A 16,563-nucleotide genomic window follows, 5' to 3' on the forward strand; every position below is an offset into this window, starting at 1 on the left:
TTTCTTGAGGTGACGATGATGCCGATCCGGATTGCTGCGCTGCCGCTGCTGCTGTTATCGGCGGCGCTGCTGGGCGCGAGCGCCCATGCCGCCGAACTGTTCCCGCTGCGCGACGTGCGCCTCGGTCCCAGCCCCTTCCTCGAGGCCCAGGCCACCGACCTGCATTACCTGATGGCCCTCGAGCCCGACCGCCTGGCCGCGCCGTTCCTGCGCGAAGCAGGCCTGGCGCCGAAGCAGCCCAGCTATGGCAACTGGGAATCGTCCGGCCTGGATGGCCACATGGGCGGCCATTACCTGTCGGCGCTGGCGTTGATGTTCGCCTCGACCGGCGACCCGGAAGTCAAGCGCCGCCTGGACGACTTCGTGGCGGAACTCAAGCGCGCGCAGCAAGCCAACGCCGAGGGCGACACGCAGGGTGAACTGCGCGGCTACCTCGGCGGCATCCCGGGCGGACGCGCGGCCTGGCGCGACATCGCCGCCGGCAAGCTCCACGCCGACAATTTTTCCGTCAACGGCAAGTGGGTGCCCTGGTATAACCTGCACAAGCTGTTCGCCGGCCTGCGCGACGCCTGGCGCTACGCCGGCAACGAGGATGCGCGCACCATGCTGGTGGCGCTGTCCGACTGGGCGCTGCGCCTCACCGGCCACCTGGGCGATGAACAGATGCAGGCCATGCTCAAGAGCGAGCATGGCGGCATGAACGAAGTGCTGGCCGACGTCTACCAGATGACAGGCGAGCGCAAATACCTGGACCTGGCGCTGCGCTTTTCGGACCGGCGCATCCTGCAGCCGCTCGAACAGGGCCAGGACCGGCTTACCGGCCTGCACGCCAATACCCAGATCCCGAAGGTGATCGGCTTCGAGCGCATCGCCGCGCTGAGCAGCGACCCGGCCACGCGACGCGACATGGCGCACGCCGCCGAATTCTTCTGGCAGACCGTGGTCGACAACCGCACGGTTGCCATCGGCGGCAACAGCGTCAAGGAGCACTTCCACGACGAACACGACTTCAGTCCGATGTTGGAAGAGGTCGAGGGACCGGAGACCTGCAACACCTACAACATGCTCAAGCTGACCGGGATGCTGTTCGCAGCCTCGGACAAGGCGCTCTACGCCGACTATTACGAGCGCGCGCTGTACAACCACATCCTCGCCTCGCAGCGCCCGGACAGCGGCGGCTTCGTCTACTTCACGCCGATGCGGCCGAACGGGTACCGGGTCTACTCGCAGGTCGACCAGGCGATGTGGTGCTGCGTCGGCTCGGGCATCGAGAGCCATGCGAAGTACGGCGAATTCATCTACGCCCACGAAGGCAGCGGCAAGGAGGCGGCGCTGTTCGTCAACTTGTTCATCCCGTCGACCCTCGATTGGAAAGCGCGGGGCGTGCGCATCACCCAGGCCAACACATTCCCCGACGAGGCCAGCACGCACATCACCGTGGATGAGGTGGGCGCGAGTGCGCACTTCGTGCTGAAGATCCGCTATCCGGCCTGGGTCGCCGCCGGCAAGCTGGGGCTGCGCGTGAACGGCAAGCCGGTCCGCATCGACGCGCGTCCGGGTCGCTACGTCAGCATCGAGCGCACCTGGCGCAAAGGCGACCGCGTCGACGTCGACCTGCCGATGACGACCCGCCTCGAGCAGATGCCGGACAAATCGAAGTACTACGCCGTGCTGCATGGGCCGATCGTGCTGGCCGCGAAGACCAACCCGTTCCCGACCGAGCACCTGAATTTCCTGGCCGACGACACACGCATGGGCCATGTGCCGTCCGGCCAGGTCTGCCCGCTGGACGCGGCGCCGACCTTCGTGGCCGACGGCACGGACTTCATCAAGCGCTTCAAGCCGGTCCCCGGCAAGCCGCTGACCTTTACCGCACCGGCGGGCCTGGTGCGGGGCGGCACTGGAGCGGCCGCCGAGTTCATCCCCTTCTTCCGCCTGCACGACTCGCGCTATGTCGTCTACTGGCCGCAATCCACGCCCGGCGACTACGCGCGCGAACGCGTACAGGTGGCCGCGCGCGAGGCCGAACGGCTGGCGCTCGACGCGCGCACCGTCGACCAGGTGGCGCCGGGCGAGCAGCAGCCCGAAGTCGACCACCAGTTCAAAGGCGAGGGCGCGGAAATGGGCGTGGACAAGGGCCGCCATTGGCGGCGCGCGAAAGAGTGGTTCAGCTACCAGCTGAGCGATCCGAAGCGGGAGGCCAAGCTGCTGAGCCTGACGTTTGCCGGTGCGGACGCGGGCAAGCGCGTCGACCTGGTGGTCAACGGCGAGCGGGTGGCGGACATCACGCTCGCCGCGGACGCGGCGCAGCCGTTCACCACGCAGGATGTCGACTTGCCGCCTGAGCTCGTGCAGCGCGCCGGCGGCCGCCTGGAAGTGAAACTGGTCGCGCACGAGGGAGCGACGATGGCGCCCCTGTATGGCATGCGGCTGATGCGTTAAATCCTGGCAAGGATATACAAAGCGATATCGGACACCCTAAAAAAATGATTGGTTGAGCATCCCTCACTGTCGTAGTATTGTGTCCAGAACAATATCGGAGACAAGCATGACGCTCACCCGCAGGTCTTTCCTGGGCGTGGCAGCCGGCGCGGGGGCACTCGCAGCCGTCGGCGTGCCCATCCCGGCCCTGGCCGCCAACAAACCCCTGACGATCGGCTTTTCCCAGGTCGGCGCCGAGAGCGAGTGGCGTACCGCCAACACCGCGTCGATCAAGGCCGCCGCCAGGCAGGCCGGCGTCAACCTGAAGTTCGCCGACGCCCAGCAGCGCCAGGAAAACCAGGTCAAGGCGATCCGCTCCTTCATCGCCCAGCGCGTCGACGTGATCGCGTTTTCGCCGGTGGTCGAAACCGGCTGGGACACCGTGCTGCGCGAAGCGAAAGCCGCGAAGATCCCGGTGATCCTCACCGACCGTTCGGTCAAGGTCAGCGATCCGTCGCTGTACGTCAGCTTCATCGGTTCGGACTTCGTCGAGGAAGGGCGGCGCGCCGGGCGCTGGCTGCTCGAGTACGACAAGCAGATGGGCGGCAAGCCGCTCAACATCGTCGAGCTGCAGGGCACGGTCGGCTCGGCGCCGGCCACCGACCGCAAGACCGGCTTTGCCGAGATCATCGCGACCAATCCCAAGCTGAAGATCATCCGCTCGCAAACCGGCGACTTCACGCGCGCCAAGGGCAAGGAAGTGATGGAAGCCTTCCTGAAGTCCGAGGGCAAGAACATCAACGTGCTGTACGCGCACAACGACGACATGGCGATCGGCGCGATCCAGGCGATCGAGGAAGCCGGCCTGAAACCCGGCAAGGACATCGCCATCGTGTCGATCGACGGCGTGCGCGGCGCCTTCCAGGCCATGGTGCAGGGCAAGCTCAACGTCACGATCGAGTGCAACCCGCTGCTCGGTCCCACGCTGATGCAGATCGCGCAGGCGGTCGTCGCCGGCAAGCCGGTCGCCAAGCGCGTGACGATCGAGGAGGGCGTGTTCCCGGCCGACGTCGCGGCCAAGGTCCTCCCGACCCGCAAGTACTGATCCGCCATGACCGGGCCAGTGCTCGAAATGCGCGGCATCCACAAGCGCTTCCCCGGCGTGCGCGCGCTGGCGGACGCCGGCCTGCGCCTGTTCCCCGGCGAAATCCACACGCTGATGGGGCAGAACGGCGCCGGCAAGTCCACGCTGATCAAGGTGCTGACCGGCGTGTACCAGCCCGACGCGGGCAGCATCGTGCTCGAAGGCCAGGCGATCCGGCCGCGCTCGACCCAGGAGGCGCAGAACCTCGGCATCAGCACGGTCTACCAGGAAGTCAACCTGTGCCCGAATCTGTCGGTGGCGGAGAACATCTTCATCGGGCGCTACCCGCGCCGCTTCGGCATGGTCGACTGGCGCGCGATGCGGGCCCAAGCCGCCGAGCTGCTGGCGCGCCTGCAGGTGAACGTGGACGTGCGCCAGCCGCTGGCCAACTATCCGCTGGCGATCCAGCAGATGGTCGCGATCGCGCGCGCCTTGAGTGTCCAGTGCCGCGTGCTGATCCTGGATGAGCCGACCTCCAGCCTGGACGAAGCCGAGGTGCAGACCCTGTTCGCGGCGCTGCGCCGCCTGCGCGAGCAAGGCATGGCGATCCTGTTCGTGACCCACTTCCTGGACCAGACCTATGCGATTTCCGACCGCATCACGGTAATGCGCAACGGCGAGCGCGAAGGCGAGTATCCGTGCGCCGAGCTGTCGCGCCTGGCCCTGGTGAACAAGATGATCGGCGCGCCGGCCGACAGCGCGCCGCTCGATGCGCCCGATACGGGCCACGAGGAAGAAGCAAGCGCCGGCGAGGTCCTCGTGCGCACGCATGCGCTCGCGCGCAAGGGCGCGCTCGCGCCGGTGGACGTGGAACTGCGCCGCGGCGAGCTGCTCGGGCTGGCCGGCCTGCTCGGCTCCGGCCGCACGGAAATGGCGCGCCTGCTGTTCGGCGCCGACAAGGCCGACGGCGGCGCCATCGATGTCAACGGCAAGGCGGTCACGTTCTCGACCCCGCGCGACGCGATTGCACAAGGCATCGGCTTCTGTTCGGAAGACCGCAAGCACGAGGGCGCGATCCTGGCGCTGTCGGTGCGCGAGAACCTGATCCTGGCGCTGCAGGCGCGCGCCGGGCTGTGGCGCGCGATCCCTTTCAAGCGCCAGCAGCAACTGGCCGAGGACTTCGTCAGGCGGCTCGGCATCAAGACCGCCAGCATCGAGACGCCGATCGGTTCGCTCTCCGGCGGCAACCAGCAAAAGGTGCTGCTGGCGCGCTGGCTGGCGACCGAACCCCAGCTGATGATCCTCGACGAACCCACGCGCGGCATCGACGTGCGCGCCAAGCAGGAAATCATGGATCATGTACGCCAGCTGTGCCGCCAGGGCATGGCCATCCTCTTCATTTCGTCCGAACTGCCGGAAGTGCTGCGCGTGGCCGACCGCGTGCTGGTGATGCGCGACCGCCAGGCCTGCGCCAGCTACCGGCGCGGCGAACTCGACGACGGCTCGGTGCTGCGCGCGATCGCCGGGGAGGGCGCATGAACGCGCCCGTCCAGAGCGTCGCCCCGGACGCGGTCCAGGACCAGGCCACGCGCTTCGCGCTGCTGCGCCACCCGCTCGCGCGTCCGCTGGCCGCGCTGCTGGTGCTGCTGGCGCTCGACGCCGTGCTGGTGCCCGGGTTCTTCCACGTCGCGCTGCGCGACGGCCACTTGTACGGCAGCGTGATCGACATCGCCAACCGCGCCGCGCCGCTGATGCTGGCCGCGCTCGGCATGACGCTGGTGATCGCCACGCGCGGCATCGACATCTCGGTGGGCGCGGTGGTGGCGCTGTCGGGGACCGTGGCGGCGATGCTGGTGAACGGCACACCCGGCGCCCCAGCCACGCCGCTCGGCACGGCCCTGGCGGCGGCGCTCGGCGTGGCCCTGCTGTGCGGCCTGTGGAACGGCGTGCTGGTGGCCGGCGTGAAGCTGCAGCCGATCGTCGCCACGCTGATCCTGATGACGGCCGGGCGCGGCCTGGCCCAGCTGCTCACCGACGGCCAGATCGTCACGGTGTATGAGGAGTCCTTCTTCACCCTCGGCAGCGGATACCTGGGCGGGCTGCCGGTCTCGCTGTACGTGGTGGCCGCGGTGTTCGCGCTGCTGCTGTTCCTGGCGCGCCGCACCGCGCTCGGCCTGTTCATCCAGGCGGTCGGCCTGAACCCGGTGGCGGCGCGCCTGGCCGGCCTGCGCACGGCGACCCTGATCGTGTCGGTCTACGCGGCCTGCAGCCTGTGCGCCGGCATGGCCGGGCTGCTCATCACCTCGAACATCAAGAGCGCCGACGCCAACAACGCCGGCCTGCTGCTCGAGCTCGACGCGATCCTGGCAGTGACGCTGGGCGGCACCTCGCTGGCCGGCGGCCGCTTCAGCCTGGCCGGTAGCCTGGTCGGCGCGTTGATCATCCAGACGCTGACCTACACCATCTATTCGCTGGGCGTGCCGCCCGAGGTGAACATGGTGGTCAAGGCGATCGTCGTGTTCGCGGTGTGCATCTCGCAGTCGGGCGAGCTGCGCGCGCTGCGGCAAAGGAGGCCGGCATGAGCGCCGCCGTCAAACAGTCCTTGGCCATGGCCCCGTGGTTCACCTCCGCCATCACCGTGCTGCTGCTGGCGGCCATGCTGGGCGTCGGCGGCGCCGTGTATCCGGGGTTGCTGTCCGAGCAGGTGCTGTTCAACCTGCTGATCGATAACGCGCACCTGGTGGTGCTGGCGATCGGCATGGGCTTCGTGATCCTGTCGGGCGGAATCGACCTGTCGGTGGGCGCGGTGCTGGCCCTGTCGACGATGGCCTGCGCCTGGCTGCTGCAGAGCGCGCACTGGCACCCGGCGCTGGTGATCGTCTGCGTGCTGGCGGGCGGCGCGGCCTTCGGCGCGCTGATGGGGACCATCATCCACCTGTTCCGGCTGCAGCCTTTCATCGTCACGCTGGCCGGCATGTTCCTGGCGCGCGGCCTGTGTTACCTGATCAGCACCGATTCGGTCGCGATCGACCAGCCGTTCTTCGCCGCGCTGTCGCAGGCCCAGGTGCACCTGCTCGGCGGCTTCCTGTCGCCCGGCGCGATCATCGCGCTGGTCGTGCTGCTGCTGGCGGTATGGCTGGCGCACTTCACGGCGTTCGGGCGCGCCGTGTACGCGGTCGGCGGCAACGAAGCCTCGGCGGCGATGATGGGCCTGGACGTCGGCCGCACGCGGGTGCTGGCGTATGCGCTGTCCGGTTTCTGCTCGGCGCTGGCCGGCCTGCTGTTCTCGGTCTACACGCTGTCGGGCTACGCGTTGCACGGGCAGGGCATGGAGCTCGATGCGATCGCGGCGGTCGTCATCGGCGGCATGCTGCTCACCGGCGGCTACGGCTACATCGCCGGAGCGCTGTCGGGTGTGCTGGTGCTGGGCGCGATCCAGACCCTGATCGCCTTCGACGGCACGCTCAGCTCGTGGTGGACGCGGATCGTGATCGGCACGCTGCTGCTGGTGTTCTGCGTGGTGCAGCGGCTGCTGTCCAAGGGGTGAAAATCCGGGGTCGAGAATGCTATGATGGGCCGATGGACACGACCAACCCGAACTGGTTTCTCAAGGCGCGCCTCAAGACGCGCCAGCTGCTGCTGCTGATCGCGCTCGACGACTTCCGCAACATCCATCGTGCGGCCGAGGAGCTGCACATGACCCAGCCGGCCGCCTCCAAGCAGGTCAAGGACCTCGAGGAGATGCTCGGCGTGAAGCTGTTCGAGCGCCTGCCGCGCGGAATGGAGCCGACGCTGTACGGCGAGACCATGATCCGCCACGCGCGCATGGCGCTCACCAGCCTGGCGCTGGCGCACGACGACATCGCCACGCTCAAGGCCGGCCTGTCGGGCCAGGTCGAGGTCGGGGTCATCATGACGCCGGCCATGTCGCTGCTGCCGCGCGCGATCGCACGGGTGAAGCAGGAGGCGCCGCTGCTGCGCATCGGCGTGCAGCTCGAGACCAGCAACGTCCTGCTCGACAAGCTCCAGCGCGGCACGCTCGATTTCATGATCGGCCGCATCGTCGATGGCGGCAGCGCCGCGGCGGGCCTGATCTACGAGGAGCTGACCGAGGAGCCGGCCTGCGCGGTGGTACGCCCCGGCCATCCATTGCTGGACCATCCGGCACCGACCCTGGCCGACATCGCCGGGCGTCCGTGGATCCTGCCGCCGCACGGCAGCATCCTGCGCTACCGCTTCGACATGATGTTCCGCCGCGCCGGCCTGGCGCCGCCGGCCAACGTGGTCGACACCACCGCCATGCTGGTCATCACCGCCTTGCTGCAGCAGACCGATTCGCTGCACGTGATGCCGCGCCAGGTCGCGCAGTATTACGAGTCCCTGAACGTGATGCGCATCCTGCCGATCGATCTGCCGTGCACGATGGACGCCTTCGGCATCGTGCGCCAGCAGGACCATCTGCTGTCGCCGGGGGCCGAGCTGCTGCTGCACGCGGTACGGGCGTCGGCGCAGGAAATCTACTGAGCCGTGCCGGGCAAGAGCGCTTCTTGCTGCCGGATTTGCAATTTCCGCAATCGCAACGAGCCTCTAATCCGGATTTTATTTTGAACTCGTTGTACATTCCACACATCTGACATCGGATATTTCCGAGAAATAACTTTCGATTATCGATTTTATCGTTTCTTTCGCTTATGCTGTCTCCCTGGTCAATACAAGTGCGCAGCTGGTTGCGCACCGGTTGTGAAAGGGAAACATGAACATCGCAAATTTGAAAATCGGTACGCGCCTGGCGCTCGGCTTCGGCTTCGTCTGCACGGCGCTGGTCTTCATGGTCGGGCAGGGCACCGTCATGCTGGGCCGGGTCAACGACGGCACCCACGACATCGTCGACATGCGCATCCCGCGCGTCGAAATGGTCACGCGCCAGCACTCGCTGACCAACGAAATCGCCATCGCCGTACGCAACGTGATGCTGAGCGACGATGCCGACGACAGGGCGAAGCAGCTCGAGAAGATCGCGGCGTCGCGCAAGGAAATCGACGAGATCCTCAAGAAGCTCGACGCAACGCTGCAAAACGAGAAGGCGCGCGAAGTGCTGGCTCGTGAACATGCGCTCAACGAGAAGTACGGGGCCAAGCTGCAGGTCCTGATCCAGATGTTCCAGGGCGGTGACGATGCCGGCGCACGCACACTCCTGCGCAAGGAAGTGCGCCCCATCCTGATCGAGTACAAGGAGGCGATGGACGAGCAGGTCCGCATTCAGCAGGCGTTGAGCACCCAGACTGCCGCCGACGCCCAGCACACCTACGAGTCGACCCGCACGCTGATGATCGTACTCGGCGCCGTCGTCGTCGCGTTCGCCGCGGCCCTGGCCTGGTGGATCACCAGCTCGATCACGCGCGGCCTGCGCAGCGCGCTCGACGTCGCCAACGCCGTCGCCGCCGGCGACCTGACCACCAAGGTCGAGGTGCACGGCAACGACGAGATCGGCCAGCTGCTGGCGGCCCTCAAGACCATGAACGCCAACCTGGCCGAGACGGTGCGCACGGTGCGCACCGGCACCGAGACCATCTCGGTGGCCTCGCGCGAAGTCGCGGCCGGCAGCCAGGACCTGTCCAGCCGCACCGAGCAGCAAGCCGGTTCGCTGGAAGAGACCGCGTCTTCGATGGAAGAGCTGACCTCGACCGTGCGCCAGAACGCCGACAACGCGCGCCAGGCCAACCAGCTGGCCGCGACCGCGTCCGGCGTGGCTGCGCGCGGCGGCGAAGTGATCGAAAGCGTGGTCGCCACCATGGGCCAGATCCACGCGGCCTCGGGCAAGATCACCGACATCATCTCGGTCATCGACGGCATCGCCTTCCAGACCAACATCCTGGCGCTGAACGCGGCGGTGGAAGCGGCGCGCGCCGGCGAGCAGGGCCGCGGCTTTGCCGTGGTGGCGGGCGAGGTGCGCAACCTGGCCCAGCGCGCAGCCGCGGCGGCCAGGGAGATCAAGGGCCTGATCGACGATTCGAGCGGCCGGGTGGAAGAAGGCAGCCGCCTGGTGCAGGAAGCCGGCAGCACCATGAGCGAGATCGTCGAGAGCGTGCGCCGCGTCACCGACATCCTCGATGAGATCGGCACCGCCAGCGGCGAGCAGAGCGCCGGCATCGAGCAGATCAACGAAGCGATCACGCAGATGGACGGCGTGACCCAGCAGAACGCGGCGCTGGTCGAAGAAGCCGCCGCAGCGGCCGAGTCGATGCAGGAGCAGGCCGGCAAGCTGGCCGAAGCGGTGGCGGTGTTCAAGCTGGACCACGCGGCGCCGGCGGTTGCCGCCTTCTCCGCCGGCGCCGCCAAGCCGGCCTTGGCCAAGGCCGCCGCCGCCAAGCCGGCCAGGCCGTTGCCGGCCCCGCGCGCCACGCCCGCCCCGGTGCGCGCCCCTGCGCCGGCACGCGCGCCGGCACGCACACCCGCGCGCGTACCCGCGCACGAGGCCGCAGGCGACTGGGAAGAGTTCTAAGCCCGCGTCCCGCCAATCCTGAACGCCCCGGCCGCTTTTCGAAGCCGCCGGGGCGTTTTTCGTCCGCGGGCATCCCCTCGTGGCGGCGGCGATTGTGATAGGCTGTCCGATGCTGCCGGCTGCCGCGCCAGTCCGGCCGTCTTCGTGCAACCGTCTTTACAAGGACTCCCATGACTGGCTTCGTCATCACCCCGCCCGCCGCCCCGGCACTCGCCGTGGCCGGTTCCGACCAGACCTTCCCGCTGCGCCGCGTGTTCTGCGTCGGCCGCAATTACGCCGCCCACGCGCGCGAGATGGGCGCCGACCCGGACCGCGAACCGCCGTTCTTCTTCACCAAGCCGGCCGACGCCGTGGTGTCGGCCAGCGGCACCGTGCCGTACCCATCCTCGACCCAGGACCTGCACCACGAGGTCGAGCTGGTGGTGGCATTGAAAGGCGGCGGCGCCAACGTCGCGCCCGAGCAGGCGCTCGACCTGGTGTGGGGCTACGGCGTCGGCGTCGACCTGACCCGGCGCGACCTGCAGGAAGTGGCCAAGAAGACCGGCCGTCCCTGGGACATGTCGAAGGGCTTCGACGCCTCCGGGCCGTGCAGCCCGCTGCAGCCGGCCAGCGCGACCGGCCATCCGCAGGAGGGACGCGTCTGGCTCGAAGTGAACGGCCAGCTCAAGCAGGAGGGCAACCTGAACGAGATGATCTGGCCGGTGGCCGACACGATCGCCTACCTGTCGCGCTTCGTGACCCTGCAGCCGGGCGACGTGATCTTCACCGGCACGCCATCGGGCGTCGGCAAGCTCGATCCGGGCGACCAGGTGCGCGGCGGCGTCGATGGCGTGACCACCTTCGAGTTCACCATGGGCCAGGCCCCGTCGGGTTCGAACGCATGATCGAGCTGCTGCAAGTCGGGAGCTTCCCGCCGGAAGTGCAGGCCGAGCTCGACGCCGGGTTCAGCTGCCTGCAGGTCGAGGACCTCGAGCGCGACCCTGCGTCGGCCGCGCGCGTGCGCGGCATCGTCACGCGCAGCAACCAGCACGTGCCGGCCGAACTGGTCGAGCGCCTGCCGAACCTGGAGATCATCGCCACCAACGGCGTCGGCTACGACCTGATTCCGCTCGCACTGGCGGCGCGGCGCGGCATCGTCGTCGCCAACACGCCGGACGTGCTGAACGCGGCGGTGGCCGAGCTGTGCGTCGGATCGCTGCTGGCGCTGCTGCGGCGCCTGCCGCAGGCCGACCGTTTCGTGCGCGAGGGACGCTGGCGCGAAGCGCAGTTTCCGCTCGCGACCTCGCTGGCCGGCAAGCAAGTCGGCATCGTCGGCCTGGGCCGCATCGGCAAGGAGATCGCGCGCCGCCTCGACGCCTTCGGTGTGGTGCTGGCCTACCACGGCCGCAGCGACCAGAACCTGGACTGGCGCTACCAGCCGGACCTGCTGGCGCTGGCCAGGGAGGTCGACGTGCTGGTCGTGGTGGCGCCGGGCGGACCAGAGACGGCGCGGCTGATCGACACGCGCGTGCTGGATGCGCTGGGGCCGCAAGGCATTCTGGTGAACGTGGCGCGCGGCTCGCTGGTCGACCAGGCCGCGCTGGTCGAGGCGCTGCAGGGCGGCCGCCTGGGCGGCGCCGCGCTCGACGTGTTCGACGATGAGCCGCACGTCGACGAGCGCCTGTTCGGGCTGGACAACGTGCTGCTCACGCCGCACATCGGCAGCGCGACCGCCGAGACGCGCGCGGCGATGGCGCAGCTGATGCTGGACAACCTGCGCAGCTGGTTCAGCACCGGGAAGGCGCTGACGCCGGTGGCGTAACTCACTTCGCCATGTTCTTGGCCACGATCGCATCCGTGGCCTGCTGCGCCTCCTGCAGCGGCTGGTTCAGCACATTGGTCGAGTAGGCCGGCGCGGCGGTGGCGGCGGTGCCCAGGACGCCGGTACCGGGGTTGGCGATGTCCACGTCGGCCGTCATCGACAGGCCGATGCGCAGCGGGTGCTGCTGCAATTCCTTCGGATCGAGCGAGATGCGCACCGGGACGCGCTGCACCACCTTGATCCAGTTGCCGGTCGCGTTCTGCGCCGGCAGCAGCGAGAAGGCGCTGCCGGTGCCGGCGCCCAGGCCCATCACCTTGCCGTGGTAGGCCACCTTGCCGCCGTAGACGTCGGCTTCGAGCGTGACCGGCTGGCCGACGCGGATGTCGCGCAGCTCGGACTCCTTGAAGTTGGCGTCGACCCACAGCTGGTTCAGCGGCACGATCGACAGCAGCGGCGCGCCCGGGGCGATGCGGCTGCCGACCTGCACGCTGCGCTTGGCGACGTAGCCGGTCACCGGCGCCACGATGGCGTTGCGGCGCGCGGCCAGCCAGGCGGCCAGGTAGTCGGCCTTGGCCGCCTGCACCGACGGGTGATCCTGCGGCGACACGCCGGCCACGCTCACTCGGCCCGCGGCCAGCTGTTTCTCGGCCACTTCCAGCGCGGCTTTCGCATCCTCCACCGAGCGGCGCGCGTGCGCCACGTCTTCGCCCGAGACCACGTTGTCTGCGGCCAGCGGCGCGCGCCGGGCCAGGTCTTCCTGCGCGGTCTTGAGCGTCACGCGGCGCTGGTCGACCACGGCCTGCAGCTGGTCGACGTTCGAATAGCTGGCGCGCAGCTGGCGCACGGTGCTGCCCAGGCGCGCTTCGGCCTGGGCCAGGTTGACCTGGGCGTCGGCCGGATCGAGCACGACGATCTCGGTGCCGGCGTTGACCATCTGGGTTTCGTCGGCGCGGATCTCGACCACGCTGCCGGTGACCTGGGACGAGACGTTGACCAGGTTGCCGCCGACGTAGGCGTTGTCGGTCTCGACGCGCTTGGACGCGACCAGCAGGTAATAGGCGCCGTACGCCGCGCCGGCGGCGAGGAAGGCGACGGTGATGCCGGCCAGGACGACGCGGCGCTTGTTCTTGTTCGGTGCTTGGGTCTCTGTACTCATGTCGTTGTCGGCTTTACTGTGGTCGGTTCGTGTTCGTGTTCGTGGCCGCTGCGGTGCGTTCGGCGTCGCCGGCGTGGTAGCCGCCGCCGAGCGCCTCGGCAAGCAGGACCTGCGCCTGCAACCGGGCGTCGATCAGCACCAGGTCGGCGTCGCGCTGGCGCAGCATGTTCTGGCGCGCCTGCAGCACGTCGGCGCGGTCGGCCAGGCCGCGGGTCAAGCGCGCCTGGGCGTTGTCGGCCAGCTTGCGGCTCGCATCCGTGGCGGCGGCGTGCGCGTCCTGCTCGCGCGCCAGGCCCTGCAAGGTCGCGCCCTGCACGGCGACGTCGCGCACGGCGTCCAGCACGGCCAGGTTGTACTCGGCCAGCAGTTCGTCGCGGCCGGCGCGCGCCGCGCCCAGCTGGGCCTTCAGGCGGCCGGCGTCGAAGATCGGCAGGTTCAGCGTGCCGCCGACGATCGGCGTGCGGCTCGGGTAGCGGAACAGTTTGCCGAGCGAGACCGCATCCAGGCCGATCCCGGCCATCAGGTTGATGTCGGGGTAGAACGCGGCCTGGGAGGCGGCGATGCGCCCGAGCTGGGCCTCGACGCGCCAGCGCGCGGCCTGCAAATCGGGCCGGCGCGCCAGCAGTTCCATGCCGAGGTCGTGCGGCAGCGTGTTGTCGGCCGGGCGCGGCTGGAAGCGGGCCAGGTCGGACAAGGCCTCCGCATCCCCGCCGATCAGCGCGCGCAGCGCCTCGCGTTCGCGCGCCGCCTGGGTATCGTAGCGGCTGGCCTGCTCGGTGAGCGTGCCCAGGTCCAGGCGCGCGCGCTGGACCGCATCCTGGTTGACCAGGCCATGCGCCATGCGCGCCTCGACGTCGCGGATCAGATCGCGCTGCACGGCGATCAGGGCGTTCACGTTGTCCTGGCGCGCCCACAGCATCTGCAGGCGGAAGTAGCTCTGCGCGACGTTCGCGGCCAGGGTCTGGCGCGCCTGCGCGGCTTCGGCCTGGCTGGCGTTGGCTTCGCCCAGCGACGCCGCGATCAGGCTGCGGTGGCGTCCCCACCAGTCGAAGTCGTACGAGGCGCGCGCCTGCACCGAGAAGTCGTTGTAGTACTCGCCGCCCAGTGGCGGCGGGAAGAAGCCGTTGGACGAATAGCGCTGGCGGTTGGCGCCGGTGTTCAGGTCGACGCGCGCGCCTTCGTCGGCGCGCTGGCTGGTGACCGCGGCCTGCGCGTTCGTCACGCGCGCCTGCGCGACGACCAGGTCAGGGCTGTCCTGCAGCGCGCGCTGGATCAGGGTGTTCAGCTGCGGGTCCTGGTAGACCTGCCACCACTGTTCGGCCGGCCAGGCGCCGTCCGGCAGCGTGATGGCGGGGGCGACGCGCGCCTTGGCGAAGTCGGGGCCGGCGGCGCGGCTGGTGTCGACCGGGACGTGCACGCAGCCGGCCAGCAGCGCCGCAGCAAGCGCGGCAGGAACAAGTTTCAAGTGTCGCATTGTGGTTTTTCTCATGTGTTCTTCAGGTCCTGCGCGGACTCACTCCATGGCCGCGTGGTCGACCTGGGCCGGTCCCGCCGAAGCCTTGGGCGGACGGATCAGGATCAGGAGCGGGATCACGATGACGGTCATCAGCATCATCAGCTTGTAGTCGTCGACGTAGGCGATCATCGAGGCCTGGCGCGTGACTTCGTTGTCGATCATCGCCGCGCCCAGTTGCGTCGCCGCGGAATAGCCGCTGGCCGGGTCGAGCAGCGCCGGGTTGGCGTTGGTGACGTGGGTGACCAGCGAGGCGTGCGCGATCTGCGTGTTCCGGACCAGCAGCGCCTGCACCAGCGCGATGCCGATCGACGAGCCGATGTTGCGGATCAGGCTGTACAGCGCGGTGCCTTCGGCGCGCATCTCCGAGGTCAGCGTGGCGAAGGTGGCCGCCGACAGCGGCACGAACACCAGGCCCAGGCCGATACCCTGGATCACGCCCGGCCATACGATGTCGCCCTGCGACAGCACCAGCGTGTAGCCGGTCATCTGCCACAGCGAGAACGCGGTGATGGCAAAGCCCGCGCCCAGCAGCAGGCGCAGGTCGACCTTGCCGGTCATGCGCCCGACCACCAGCATCGCCGCCATCGTGCCCAGGCCCGAGGGCGCCGTGACCAGGCCGGCCAGCGCGGCCGGGTAGCCCATCAAGCCCTGCAGCATGGTCGGCATCAGCGCGCGCGTGGCGAACAGCACCACGCCGACCACGAAGATCAGCAGCAGGCCGGTGACGTAGTTCGGGTTCTTCAGCAGGCGGAAGTCGACGAAGGTCTTGCCGGCCGGGCTGGTCAGCGTGTGGCCGATGAAGTAGGCGAACGACAGCGTGGTCAGGATCAGTTCGACCCAGGTCTCGGTGGAGGAGAACCAGTCGTTCTGTTCGCCGCGGTCGAGCAGCATCTGCAGCGCGCCGATGGCGATCGACAGCGTGACGAAGCCGAACATGTCGAAGCGGATGCGGCGTGCGCCCGCGCTGCCGTGGATGTAGCGCCAGATGCCGTAGAAGGCGAGTGCGCCGATCGGCACGTTGATGAAGAATACCCAGCGCCAGCTGTAGCTGTCGGTCAGCCAGCCGCCCAGGCTCGGGCCCAGGATCGGGCCGATCATCACGCCCATGCCCCACACCGCCATCGCCGAGCCGTGCTTTTCGCGCGGGTTGATGTCCAGCAGCGTCGCCTGCGACAGCGGCACCAGCGCCGCGCCGAACACGCCCTGCAGCATGCGCGCGACCACGATCTCGGTCAGCGTCGCCGACAACCCGCACAGCACCGAGGCGATGGTGAAGCCGGCCACCGAGACCAGGAACACGTTCTTCAGGCCGAAGCGGTCGACCAGCCAGCCGTTGAGCGGCGTGGCGATCGCGGCGGCCACGATGAAGGAGGTCAGCACCCAGGTGATCTGGTCCGATGACGCCGACAGCGCGCCCTGCATGTGCGGCAGCGCCACGTTGGCGATGGTGCCGTCGAGCGCCTGGATGATCGTCGCCAGCATGATCGAGATCGTGATCATGGTGCGGTTGATCGGCTGGCGCTCGGACGCCAGGCTCGGGTTATCCGTCACAGCGACTCCTCGATGCGCTTGCGCAGGGTTTCCAGCACCTCGGCGGCGATGGCCAGCCGGGCCGGGTCGAGGCCGTCGAACAGGTCGGCGCGAAAGCCCTGGGCGACGGTGTGGACTTCGGCGTAGATCTTGCGGCCGGCGTCGGTCAGTTGGACCAGCTTGACGCGGCGGTCGTGCGCGGACGGCGCGCGCGTGACCAGGCCGCCGCGCTCGAGGCGGTCCAGCATCGAGACCATCGACGGACCTTCGACGCCGACCAGGTCGGCCAGCGCGCGCTGCGACAGCGGCTCGGCCGCCTTGGCGACCATCGCGATCGTCATCCAGCCCGACTGGCCGATACCGAGGTGCTTGAGGCGCTTGTCGAGCGCCTGGCGCCAGACGCGCGCGGCGCCGTGCAGGGCGCCCGAGATGCGCTCGTCGATCGAATTGGGTAGCTCACGCATGATTAGGTGACGAATAGATAGGTATCTATCGAGTTTAATCTATGCAAACCGGCTTGTCAAAGCCGGGTCCGCTAGCCAGAATGGATACC

13 protein-coding genes are annotated in these 16,563 nt (G+C 68.7%); 9 read left to right on the forward strand and 4 right to left on the reverse strand.

The genetic code is table 11. The annotated features are described in order from the left end of the window. Positions 1–15: 15 nt before the first annotated feature. From FA90_RS00555 to FA90_RS00595, 9 genes are all read left to right on the forward strand, one after another. On the forward strand, positions 16–2,442 hold the full coding sequence (locus tag FA90_RS00555) for a glycoside hydrolase family 127 protein (RefSeq protein ID WP_307170217.1): 2,427 nt from the start codon (positions 16–18) through the stop codon (positions 2,440–2,442). Positions 2,443–2,548: 106 nt separating this feature from the next. After that, the gene (locus tag FA90_RS00560; RefSeq protein WP_036164732.1) at positions 2,549–3,526 is read left to right on the forward strand and encodes an ABC transporter substrate-binding protein; all 978 of its coding nucleotides are present in this window, start codon (positions 2,549–2,551) and stop codon (positions 3,524–3,526) included. Positions 3,527–3,532: 6 nt separating this feature from the next. Next, on the forward strand, positions 3,533–5,044 hold the full coding sequence (locus FA90_RS00565) for a sugar ABC transporter ATP-binding protein (protein ID WP_036164734.1): 1,512 nt from the start codon (positions 3,533–3,535) through the stop codon (positions 5,042–5,044). Then, the gene (locus FA90_RS00570; RefSeq protein ID WP_036164737.1) at positions 5,041–6,087 is read left to right on the forward strand and encodes an ABC transporter permease; all 1,047 of its coding nucleotides are present in this window, start codon (positions 5,041–5,043) and stop codon (positions 6,085–6,087) included. Before FA90_RS00565 ends, FA90_RS00570 begins: the two co-directional genes overlap by 4 nt. Beyond that, on the forward strand, positions 6,084–7,052 hold the full coding sequence (yjfF, locus tag FA90_RS00575) for a galactofuranose ABC transporter, permease protein YjfF (protein WP_036164739.1): 969 nt from the start codon (positions 6,084–6,086) through the stop codon (positions 7,050–7,052). Before FA90_RS00570 ends, yjfF begins: the two co-directional genes overlap by 4 nt. Before the next feature lie 32 nt (positions 7,053–7,084). Next, complete coding sequence (locus tag FA90_RS00580; RefSeq protein ID WP_036164742.1) at positions 7,085–8,029, forward strand: LysR family transcriptional regulator; 945 nt, start codon at positions 7,085–7,087, stop codon at positions 8,027–8,029. Between the two features lie 229 nt (positions 8,030–8,258). After that, positions 8,259–10,007: a methyl-accepting chemotaxis protein gene (locus tag FA90_RS00585; protein ID WP_036164745.1), complete on the forward strand. Its 1,749-nt coding sequence runs from the start codon at positions 8,259–8,261 to the stop codon at positions 10,005–10,007. Positions 10,008–10,177: 170 nt separating this feature from the next. Further along, positions 10,178–10,891, forward strand: coding sequence for a fumarylacetoacetate hydrolase family protein (locus FA90_RS00590; protein WP_036164748.1), 714 nt, complete (start codon positions 10,178–10,180; stop codon positions 10,889–10,891). Beyond that, positions 10,888–11,808 (forward strand): 2-hydroxyacid dehydrogenase, encoded by a 921-nt coding sequence (locus tag FA90_RS00595; protein WP_036164751.1) that lies wholly within the window; start codon positions 10,888–10,890, stop codon positions 11,806–11,808. The genes FA90_RS00590 and FA90_RS00595 overlap by 4 nt, the downstream gene beginning before the upstream one ends. A 1-nt stretch (position 11,809) precedes the next feature. Here FA90_RS00595 and FA90_RS00600 read toward each other — a convergent pair whose 3' ends face one another. Genes FA90_RS00600 through FA90_RS00615 form a run of 4 tightly spaced genes read right to left on the reverse strand, consistent with a single transcriptional unit; the run spans position 11,810 to position 16,474 of the window. Then, the gene (locus FA90_RS00600) at positions 11,810–12,964 is read right to left on the reverse strand and encodes an HlyD family efflux transporter periplasmic adaptor subunit (protein WP_036164754.1); all 1,155 of its coding nucleotides are present in this window, start codon (positions 12,962–12,964) and stop codon (positions 11,810–11,812) included. Positions 12,965–12,977: 13 nt separating this feature from the next. Beyond that, a complete protein-coding gene (locus tag FA90_RS00605; RefSeq protein ID WP_197065216.1) occupies positions 12,978–14,429 on the reverse strand; it encodes an efflux transporter outer membrane subunit in 1,452 nt (483 codons plus the stop codon). Positions 14,430–14,477: 48 nt separating this feature from the next. Next, positions 14,478–15,980 carry a DHA2 family efflux MFS transporter permease subunit gene (locus FA90_RS00610; protein ID WP_051972062.1) on the reverse strand — a complete coding sequence of 501 codons (1,503 nt, stop codon included), beginning with the start codon at positions 15,978–15,980 and terminating at the stop codon, positions 14,478–14,480. Positions 15,981–16,027: 47 nt separating this feature from the next. Then, on the reverse strand, positions 16,028–16,474 hold the full coding sequence (locus tag FA90_RS00615; protein WP_036164758.1) for a MarR family winged helix-turn-helix transcriptional regulator: 447 nt from the start codon (positions 16,472–16,474) through the stop codon (positions 16,028–16,030). Positions 16,475–16,563: the final 89 nt, after the last annotated feature.

It is taken from the genome of Massilia sp. 9096, assembly GCF_000745265.1.
GTDB lineage: Bacteria > Pseudomonadota > Gammaproteobacteria > Burkholderiales > Burkholderiaceae_D > Telluria.